This is a genomic window from uncultured Caballeronia sp. (assembly GCF_964243625.1).
Classification (GTDB): Bacteria; Pseudomonadota; Gammaproteobacteria; order Burkholderiales; family Burkholderiaceae; genus Caballeronia.
The window spans coordinates 23377-32665 of the sequence record NZ_CAXTGZ010000006.1; the positions used below are offsets into that span (position 1 = coordinate 23377).

The 9289-nt window shown below is 60.3% G+C and carries 9 protein-coding genes; all 9 read right to left on the minus strand.

Going from position 1 to position 9289, the window contains the following annotated elements; translation table 11 throughout:
- Nucleotides 1–3: 3 nt before the first annotated feature.
- Complete coding sequence (locus tag ACFFAR_RS00945; RefSeq protein ID WP_375507405.1) at nucleotides 4–963, minus strand: glycosyltransferase family 4 protein; 960 nt, start codon at nucleotides 961–963, stop codon at nucleotides 4–6.
- The gene (locus tag ACFFAR_RS00950; protein ID WP_174364420.1) at nucleotides 953–1999 is read right to left on the minus strand and encodes a glycosyltransferase family 9 protein; all 1047 of its coding nucleotides are present in this window, start codon (nucleotides 1997–1999) and stop codon (nucleotides 953–955) included. Before ACFFAR_RS00950 ends, ACFFAR_RS00945 begins: the two co-directional genes overlap by 11 nt.
- Entirely contained in the window at nucleotides 1996–3060 is a 1065-nt protein-coding gene (locus ACFFAR_RS00955; protein ID WP_083638013.1) for a glycosyltransferase family 2 protein, read from the minus strand. Before ACFFAR_RS00955 ends, ACFFAR_RS00950 begins: the two co-directional genes overlap by 4 nt.
- Entirely contained in the window at nucleotides 3057–4802 is a 1746-nt protein-coding gene (locus ACFFAR_RS00960; protein WP_174364419.1) for a carbamoyltransferase C-terminal domain-containing protein, read from the minus strand. Before ACFFAR_RS00960 ends, ACFFAR_RS00955 begins: the two co-directional genes overlap by 4 nt.
- Nucleotides 4803–4831: 29 nt before the next feature.
- A complete protein-coding gene (gene waaF, locus ACFFAR_RS00965; RefSeq protein ID WP_375507406.1) occupies nucleotides 4832–6001 on the minus strand; it encodes a lipopolysaccharide heptosyltransferase II in 1170 nt (389 codons plus the stop codon).
- The gene (locus tag ACFFAR_RS00970; protein WP_174364910.1) at nucleotides 5998–6612 is read right to left on the minus strand and encodes an HAD-IIIA family hydrolase; all 615 of its coding nucleotides are present in this window, start codon (nucleotides 6610–6612) and stop codon (nucleotides 5998–6000) included. Before ACFFAR_RS00970 ends, waaF begins: the two co-directional genes overlap by 4 nt.
- Entirely contained in the window at nucleotides 6609–7889 is a 1281-nt protein-coding gene (locus ACFFAR_RS00975; protein WP_174364911.1) for a glycosyltransferase, read from the minus strand. The genes ACFFAR_RS00970 and ACFFAR_RS00975 overlap by 4 nt, the downstream gene beginning before the upstream one ends.
- 198 nt (nucleotides 7890–8087) lie before the next feature.
- Complete coding sequence (locus ACFFAR_RS00980; RefSeq protein ID WP_174364912.1) at nucleotides 8088–9017, minus strand: glycosyltransferase; 930 nt, start codon at nucleotides 9015–9017, stop codon at nucleotides 8088–8090.
- A partial coding sequence (locus tag ACFFAR_RS00985; RefSeq protein WP_174364913.1) for a hypothetical protein occupies nucleotides 9014–9289 on the minus strand: 276 nt, incomplete at its 5' end. The genes ACFFAR_RS00985 and ACFFAR_RS00980, both read right to left, overlap by 4 nt.

The window sequence follows — 9289 nt, forward strand, 5'->3', positions numbered from 1 at the left end:
GAGTTAGCTCGTGACATGACGCAAGGTCTCGTTCCAGTCCGCTGCGAACCGGTCGATATGAAAGCGCTCCATGGCGACCTTGCGTGCGCCGTCGCCCAATAGACGCGCTTCTTTAGGATCGCGGATCAGACGCTGCATTGCATCGACCAGCGCAGCTACGTTCGTGTCGATGTAACCGCTTTCGCCATTGCGAATCACCGTTGCGAGTTCGGTTGTCGCGAGCCCGATGATCGGCATGCCGATGGTCATCGCTTCGACAATGGCGAGACCCAGGCTGGTCCAGCGAATAGGGTTGAAGAAGAACCGATATTGCGCCGAAAACGCCGCAAGTTCCAGATTGCCGATCTCACCCAGACCGCCCGCTGATTGTGCATCCATGCCGACGAGATCCAGCGGCACGTGCTTGATAACATCGGCGTAGACATCGTTACCCAAACGCCGGCCGCGCTGCCGCAGATGATTGATGACTACAATGCCACGTTCTTTCTCGCCGGTGTACCGCACGCCATCGGGCACGATCACGCCGTGTTCGATCACGCGTGTCGGTGTCGCGCCGCAGTCCCACATGAGCTTGTTGAAATGCGTCACATGGACGAGCAGCGTGTTGGAATCGTCTACCCAATGACGCTGCTCGAACGGGTTGTCCTGTGGCGGATCATGTTCAATATAGACGCGCGGTAGGCGGCGTTGCGCGTCGCTCAGCAGATTGACGCGGTCGTCATCCCACTGGGTCTTATGCTGGAACAGGATTACATCGAATTCCTGCGATGCGACTTGTTCCGCAGGCACTTCATGCACGTTCGCGCCCCATGGCAAAACACCACCGGCACCGGCATACCCTGGCGGATTGCCGGGTTTCGTCACAAGATGGAAGTCATGATGCGCCTGGGTCAGGTAGTAGAGATAGTTGCCATGCACGTGCCATGTAAGAACGCGCAGGCGTCGTTGAGCGTCATTCGGCATGAGTGGTCGCGTAGTGTGAGAGTTGGTTCAAGGCGGCGTCGACCACGTGCTCTGCATGCACGTTGAGTGCGCACGGATGTCCGTAGGGACACTCACGAAACGCGCATGGCCGGCAAGACGGATAATCGGCGAGCACGCGATGCCGGTCGCGGTCGAGCGGCTCCCATCTGCGGGTGTCGCTGCCTGACGCGACTACTACACTGCGCGTTTTCATGGCGGCGGCGACGTGCGAAAGACCGGTATCGTTGCAGACCACCAGCCGAGCGTTCGATACCAGCGCGGCAAGACCGCCCAACGACGTTTTTCCTGCGAGGTTGATTGCACGGCCCCTCATTGCAGAGGCGACGCTCGTGGTCAGCAAGTGCTCGCTTGCCGCGCCGGTGATCGCAATTTGCCAGCCTTCGCCGGCAAGTGCCGATGCAACTTGCGCGAAGCGCTCAGCAGGCCAGCGGCGCGAAGGCAGTTGAGCGCCGGGATGGATCAGCACGAGACGATCGGGTCTTAGCCCGAAAACACGCGCCAGACGGGCATATTCCGCAAGATCTTCATCATTTAGCGGAATCTCCAGACTTGTATCTTCCGCGCCGCAACCCAGGGCCTGCATCAGCGTCGTATAGCGCAGGATTTCATTAAGCGTTTCAGGCCATTCGACAAACACGCCATCTCGTTGCGGCTCGCCCGGTTGCACGAAGCCTGCATTTGAAGATGCGTCCATCCGCCCGACGATATCGTTGGCGATGCCTCCGCTCCCGTGCATCTGGATGGCGAAATCGAAGCGACGTGCGTGCATGTCTTGCCAGAAGCCTTCCAGATGCTCGTTGGTCTCCGCTTGCTCCGGGAAGCCGATTGCGCCAGGAAAAACGATCAGCTCATCGACGAGATGCGTATAGCGTGTGACGAAACTTTGCGCCCAGGGCAGGCTAATCAACGCGATATGCGCACCGGGCTTCGCTTGCCGCAATGCACGCAACGCGGGAACGGCGCACAGCATGTCACCGAGTTGCAAGGCACGAAAGATCGCGATGCGCTCGGTCATAAGAAGAGCACCTTGAACTTCAGCGCGCCATAGAGCCGCCAGTAGATCGAAAGGAAAGGGATGACGACGGAGGTGCACGCCATTTCCATCAGGTGCGATGGTGCGCGCGAGGTATGCCTGAGACGCGTGATGCAAAACCATGCGGTCAACGCAAGCCAAGCGATCACGGAGAGTCCCGAAAGCTGTGCGTGGCCATAAGCGCCGGTAACGACCGCAACGATGGCCGCCATGATGATCGCGTAATACAGCATCGGTGGTGCGCGGCGAATGCGGGCTTTGAACAGCGCCGGGTATTTCTTGTACAGCAGCGCGTCGAACTGGCTCTTCTTTTGTTGCGACATGCTTACGCCCCATCGTGCGGGACGTACCGGGTGCAGCACTATCGCATCATCGGCACGGGCGATCGGTATGCCTGCTTCCATGAACGCGAAATGCAAGTCGGAATCTTCACGCCACGCGGCGGTGAACCGGGCGTCGAATCCTCCAATGCGTTCCAGCGCCGAGCGTTGTGCAAAGGTATTGGCCGTTGCAAATTCTGCGTGTGCGAGGCCGGCGGCATCGTTTTCGTAGTCGGTCGGACGGCCGCTCAACGGCACAATAATGCGTCCCGCCACGGCGCCCGAACCTTCCGCAAGGACGTTCATACCTGATGACAACCAGCGCGCGTCGGGTTGCGTATCGTCGTCGGTGAACGCAATGCTGCTCGCTCGCGATAAACGCCAGCCCGCGTTGCGTGCGCCAGCCGGACCTTGTGTCGCGGTGACGGGCAGATAGCGTACGCGCGGTCCAGTCTTCGCGCGCTCGTGTGCGATGCGCTCAACGGTTGCGCGGGTTGCATCGTCCGGACCATCGTCGCAGACAATGATCTCGAAGCGCGCCGGGTCATAGTCCTGCGTCAGGATCGACGCGAGGCAGCGTTCGAGCATCGCCGGGCGCTTGTAGGTCGGCACGACCACGGAGATGTCGGGCGTTGCGGCGAACCGCGAATCATCCGTTGACTTCTCGCCTTTACGCAGCACGTTTTCGAAAGCATCAGTCGGGCTCGCCGCGAACGTACTCATGCGCGGACCCCATTCTTCTCGATCAGGAACGAACCGATCACGAGTGCGTCGAGCGGCGACGTCCAGAAGGATTCCAGCGCGTCACGCGGAGAATTAACCATTGGTTCGCCACGCGTATTGAAGGACGTGTTGACCAGCACGGGCACGCCTGTGCGTTTGCGAAAGGCATCGATCAGATTGTAGTAAAGCGCATGCTGATTGCGGTTCACTGTCTGCACGCGTGCGGTGCCGTCGACGTGCCGCACAGCAGGGATCTGCGTTTCCTTTGCGGGGTGTACATCGAAGATGAACAACATGAACGGCGCTACACCGCCGTCCACGAACCACTCGCTGGCGTACTCTTCCATGATGACCGGCGCGACCGGCCGGAAGTCCTCGCGATCCTTGATCTCGTTGAGCTTGGACTGCATGGACGGATCGATGGGCGACGCGAGAATGGAACGTGCGCCAAGTGCGCGCGGACCGAATTCCGTGCGTCCCTGATACCAGCCGATCACCTTGTTTTGCGCAAGGATGTCAGCCGTTTCAGCCGCTATATCATGCATCCGCCGATACGGCGCCTTGGTCCACTTGAGCAATTGCTCGATTTCGTCATCCGCGTATTCCGGGCCGAGATACGCATGATCCATCTGCCACTTGCGCGAGCGGTTACCCGTTTCCGCACGCTTGCGATAGTCGATCCAGAGCGCGGCGCCCAATGCGGTGCCCGCGTCGCCCGATGCAGGCTGCACCCAGACTTCCTTGAACGGGCTGCGATCGCGTACGCGCGCATTCATCACGCAGTTCAGCGCCACGCCCCCGGCCATGGAGAGTTTGTCGAGACCGGTTTGTTCGTGCAACCAGCCAGCGAGTTTCAGCACGGTTTCTTCCAGCACGGCTTGCAATGAATGGGCAATGTCGAAGTGTTGTTGTTCAAGCGGGCCGCCGCGTTCGCGGGCAGGCCCGAAGCGTTCTACAAGACGTGGCGCGTCTACTGTATAAGTGCCGTCCTGCCGGTACTTGACGATCTCGCGGAACGCATCGATGTGCTCAGGTTTGCCGTAAGAGGCGAGTGCCATCACCTTGTATTCATCGGAGGAGTGCAGGAAGCCGAGATAGCCGGTTACCGTCTCGTAGAGAAGCCCAAGCGAATGCGGCAACTCCACCTGCTTCAGCCGCTTGTATTCGCCATCGACAAATTGGCCGAGGCTCGTTGTCACGCCTTCACCGCGGCCGTCCATGGTCAGCACGGCGGTATCGGTGAACGGCGCCGCGAGAAACGCGCTCGCTTCGTGCGAGAGATGGTGGTCGACGTAATGCCACTCGAAACGCATCGCGCGCCCGTCGCTGCGAAAGCGTTTCATCAGATGATGCGGTGCGCCGTCGATCAACTGCGCACGCGCATTCATGATGTAGCTTAAAAACAAGGGGTCCCACGGCGATTCCGAAGGATTCGACAGCGGCTTCAGCCCCGGCTCGAGCGGCAATTCGATGGTCGCGCCCGCGTGCGTCGGCATGGACGAAAGCAGCTTCGGATCGTACGAATACGCGACGTGGTCAACATCCGCGAGTTCGATGCCGGCTTCCTTAAGGCAATAGTCAATGGCATTGAAAGGCAGTTGCCACGTGGAAAACGGCACAGGCCGCTTCGCATGCTTGATGTGCGTGAAGCGTTCATCCTCTGCTGCTGCAATGACTACGCCGTCCTCGATCAGCACAGCGGCGCTGTCGTGATACACCGCGTTGATGCCCAATGTGTACATGGTTGAGTCGCCTTGATTAGGAGAAGGGTTCACGAGGTCGCGAGGGTTGCTTGCGTTGCTGTGGATACGGGTTCGTCGTGCAGAAGCTGCATGGCGGCACTCACTACCTGTTCGACCGATACCCCCGTCAGGCACGCATGGTGTCCTTCGGGACAGACGCTGCGGTAGCACCAGCGGCACGGCACATCGTGGTGGAGCACGCGGTGCGGTGTCTGCCACGGCGTGTGCTGCGGGTTGGTCAGCGCATATAAATCGACGACGGGTGTACCCAGCGCAGACGCAATGTGCACCGGCCCGCTGTTATTCGAGATCAGCACTTTCGTGCGTGCGATCAGCGCGGCAAGCTCTCCGAGTTCGAGCACGCCGGCAAGGTTGACCGTCATCCAGTGCGATCCGCCCGCCTGGGCGCAAACTTCGGCTTCATCCGGGCCGCCTGTGATCATTACAGGCCAGCCGGTCGTGTCGGCGAGTTGCGCGGCTGCCTGTGCGAACCGCTCGGCGGGATAACGTCTTGATGCTGCCGTGGCGCCGGGGTGCATCGTGATGAAGGGTTCGTCGATCGAGAGGCCCCGATCAGCAAGCTTGATTGCCAATGACTCGATGTCGTCCGGGCGCACGTTGAAATGCATGCGCGTGTTGTTCGAGTGCGCGCCGACGTGCTGCACCAAAGCAAGTTGCCGTTCGACTTCGTGACGCGTGCCGGTCTGCGGCTCCGGTTCCGCAACCCAGTCGGTCAGCAACGCATACGGATTCTCACGACAGTGCGCGAGCCGCCTCGGGATGCCTGCAAGGTGACACAACATGGCGGCAGGTATCGGGTTCTGGCTATATACGGTGAAGATCACGGCGGCGTCGAAACCTTCCGCCTGAAGATGCGAGCGCATGTCGAGGTCGGTCGCGGCATTAACTGTACGGTTGTTCTTGACCCAGGGCGCTTCATACTCGATCACGTTGTCCACGTCATCGATATAACGTGCCGCCTGCGCTCCCGATCGCGACGCCAGCAGCGTGATGTGCCGTCCCGGCGCCGACGTCCGTAACGCATGCAAAGCGGGCGTGGTCATCAGCACGTCGCCGAGGTTGTCGAGGCGAATGCACAGGATGCGCTTGATATTGTCGCCCCAGGGTTGCGCGGACCGTGTAGCCGGCGCGCGCGCGTGCGACTCGATGACGATATTGACCACGGGTGCCTGCTTCATTGGACAAACTCCGAGGTTTGCGTGGCTTTTTCGATTACACGCGCAGCTTCGTGGAGATCGGGCGCCAGGCACAAAGGTTCTCTGTACGGTCCGCGACGCCACACCGTCTCATTGCCGTTATCGATAAGAATGGTGCGGCACCCCGAACGGTTTCCTGCTTCCACGTCGTCGAGAATGTCACCGATGAACCAACTCGACGCGAGCGAGATGTGATGATCGTCCGACGCGTTGAGCAACATGCCTGGCAGTGGCTTGCGACAGTCACACGAGCGGTTGTAGGGCGCGACCATGCCCTCCGGATGATGAAAGCACCAGTAGACGCCGGACAATGTCGCGCCGCATTCCGACACGAGTTCATGCAAACGGTCTTCAACGGCGTCCAGCGCTTCGACAGGAAACTTGCCCAGCGCCACGCCGCTCTGATTGCTGATCACGTAGAGCGGAACCTCGAGGCGCGAGAAAATCTGCAAGGCCTCACGCGCACCAGGCGCGAGCTGCATTAGTTCAGGTTTGATGTTATACGGAACGTCGACAAGCAAAGTCCCGTCCTTGTCGAGAAAGACGGCCGAGTCCGGGACCCTCGGCGCGGGCGCTATTGGCTGTGACTTCATGCCGACGCGCCCCCGACGGCGCGCAGGGTTGCGACTTCTCCCTCGTTTGCAGTAATGCCTGAAACGCGCGCATAAACGTTTGCTAGCGCGTCCGCAACACCGTCCCATGTGAACATCTCGCGTGCGCGTGCGAGACCCGCCTCGCCCATCGTTCGTGCAAGATCAGGACTACTTTTTAACAAGATCAGGGCATTTGCCAGTGCAGCCGGATCCTTCGGTGGAACCAGCAATCCGGTCTGACCGTCGGCGACCGAGTAACGAATGCCGCCAACGTCGGCGCCAATCACAGGCGTACTGCACGCCATGGCCTCGAGCGGTGTGATCCCGAACGGTTCGTACCACGGTGTTGTCACAAATACATCTGCCGCATTGTAGTAGAGACGCAAACGGGAGCGCGAACGCCGTCCGAGAAAATGAACACGATCGGCCACGCCACATTCCTGTGCGATTCCTCGCAGGCGGCCTATCTCCGGCGTGGCGATCTCGTTCGCCTCATCGGAATTGCCTCCGACTACATAGAGATGCGCCGCGTCACTCTGTTTGCCATTGCACAGACCAATCGCGCGCACCACGTTGTCGATCCCCTTTCGCGGGACCATCCGTCCAAGCTGCAGCACGATAAAGCGGTCTTGCGGCCACCCCAATTCGGCGCGGGCTGATTCTTTATCAGACGGATGAAATTCGTCGCTGTCGAAACCGCATGGCACCAGGTCGATCCGCGCCGGGTCCGCACCGTAAAGCGACACGAGATCCGACGTATCCTGCGGGCATTCGGCTATCACCGAATCCGAACGACGTACCAGCGCGTCTTCTATGTCGAATCGATCATCGGGAAAACCGTCATCCGAGCCTTGATGCAGACGCCTCACGCGGCCAAGCGCATGGAAGGTCGTGACGAGCGGTACGCCCAAGGCTTCCTTCACGCGAAGGCCAACGAGGCCCGACATGAAGAAGTTTGCATGTACGGCGTCGTAGCGCGTGGGTTCGTTTCGGAAGAACTGGATCACGAATCGCGAGAACTCCTCCATGAATGGCAGCAGTTGCTCCTTGGGCAGTTGCCTTGCTGGCCCCGCCGGTACATTGATGACCCGCGCTCCCTCGAACTTCGAGATCAGCGGCAACAACGACCTGTCGCAGCGTGTGAAGACATCGACTTGATGTCCCTTTCGGGCAAGTTGACGCGCCACATTCGCCACGTAGATATTTTGTCCGCCACTGTCGACGCCGCCGGCAATAGCGAGCGGCGACGCATGTTCGCTGATGAGTGCGATCTTCACGATGGTGTCCCTGGAGAAGGTCTTGGCTTGGAGCAGGTCGCGCCCGCTGAAGCTTGGGCGGCTGGACCAGACACAGCATTCGTTGTGCCACTCGTGAAGCGAACGAAAGAAGCGTTGGTTCGTTGCGATACCTACGCATTTATTTTGCGTGCGTTTCCCCTGCGTTTCATTTAGGGTGCGCGTCGTGTGGTGACTGCTTCAGGACCGGGTGTATGTGCGTTCGGCGAGATGCACCGCCCCGCGCATGCGTGCGACGTCGTCAGGAATCGCGCGACGCCGCGCGAGCGCCCACGGCAATGCCGCGAACAAAGAGAAAGCGTCGCGGGGAAAAGTGCCTTCGCGGCGAATGATCTTGATGGCAACGCGCGTGGTGTTCCACGCTTCGCGCCATGGCAGACGCATCCACGCAACCCACGCCGCATTGCGGGCAAGCATGCGCCGGCGCAAGCTGCTGTCGCGTATCGGTGAGGGATGATGGTGAAGAACAAGTTCGTCTGCGTACACGATCGCGAAGCCGCTCGCGAGCACATCGAGCGCCACCAGCTCTTCTTCCCCGCCAATGAACAGGCGCGGTTCGTAACCCCCTATCTGCCGATAGAGCAACGTGCGGAAGACGCAGGCTCCCGCCATATATCCGATCAACGAAGGACCGGGAAGGCCGGCTGCGTCGAGCGGGCTGCGCGCCATGAGTTGACACGTGTCGTCGGTTTCGCCGGCGTCATTCACGAGAATACGGGCATTGAGCACGCCTACCCGCGGCGCGCTGTCCAGCAGTTGTACCGCCCGTTGCAGCGATCCGGCGTGCCACCACGTGTCGTCGTCGCAAAATGCTACGTACTCCGTGGTGACGCTGCTCACGCCGACATTGCGCCCCGCTGCGCCGAGATTCGTCTGCGCAATGATGAGCGTCACATAGGGGAAGCATTCGGCAATCTGCTGCGGGGTGCCGTCGGTCGAGCCGTTGTCGACGACCACCACGCGCGGCTGCTCCGGCAGCGCGCAAAGCCGGCTGAGCGTTTCGAGCACCTGCACGCAGCGGTTGTAGGTGAGCACCACCACCGATATCCTTGCCCTTGCTTCCGTTTCGGGTACGGGCTCGAAATCAATATTAGGCGCATCGCTTTTCATTTGGCTAGTTCGAGCTTCCAGCAGCGTTCGGTACAAAAGACATCGTCGTAGCCCTCCGGTCCGAACGCCTTGAGCTGACTTGCGTACGCTTTGACCGCCTCGCGTTTTAGCGCCTGGTCGTGCTGGTTCGCGCGCCAATGTGCGGGCTCAGGCGTCGCACTGATCCCTCGTGCGGCAAGATCCGCGAGACGCGCCTGCAACAGGCCCGACATGCGGCGGTAGAGGGCGTCTTCGTAAGCGAAGCACTTGAACGCAGGGTTTGCATTCCACAC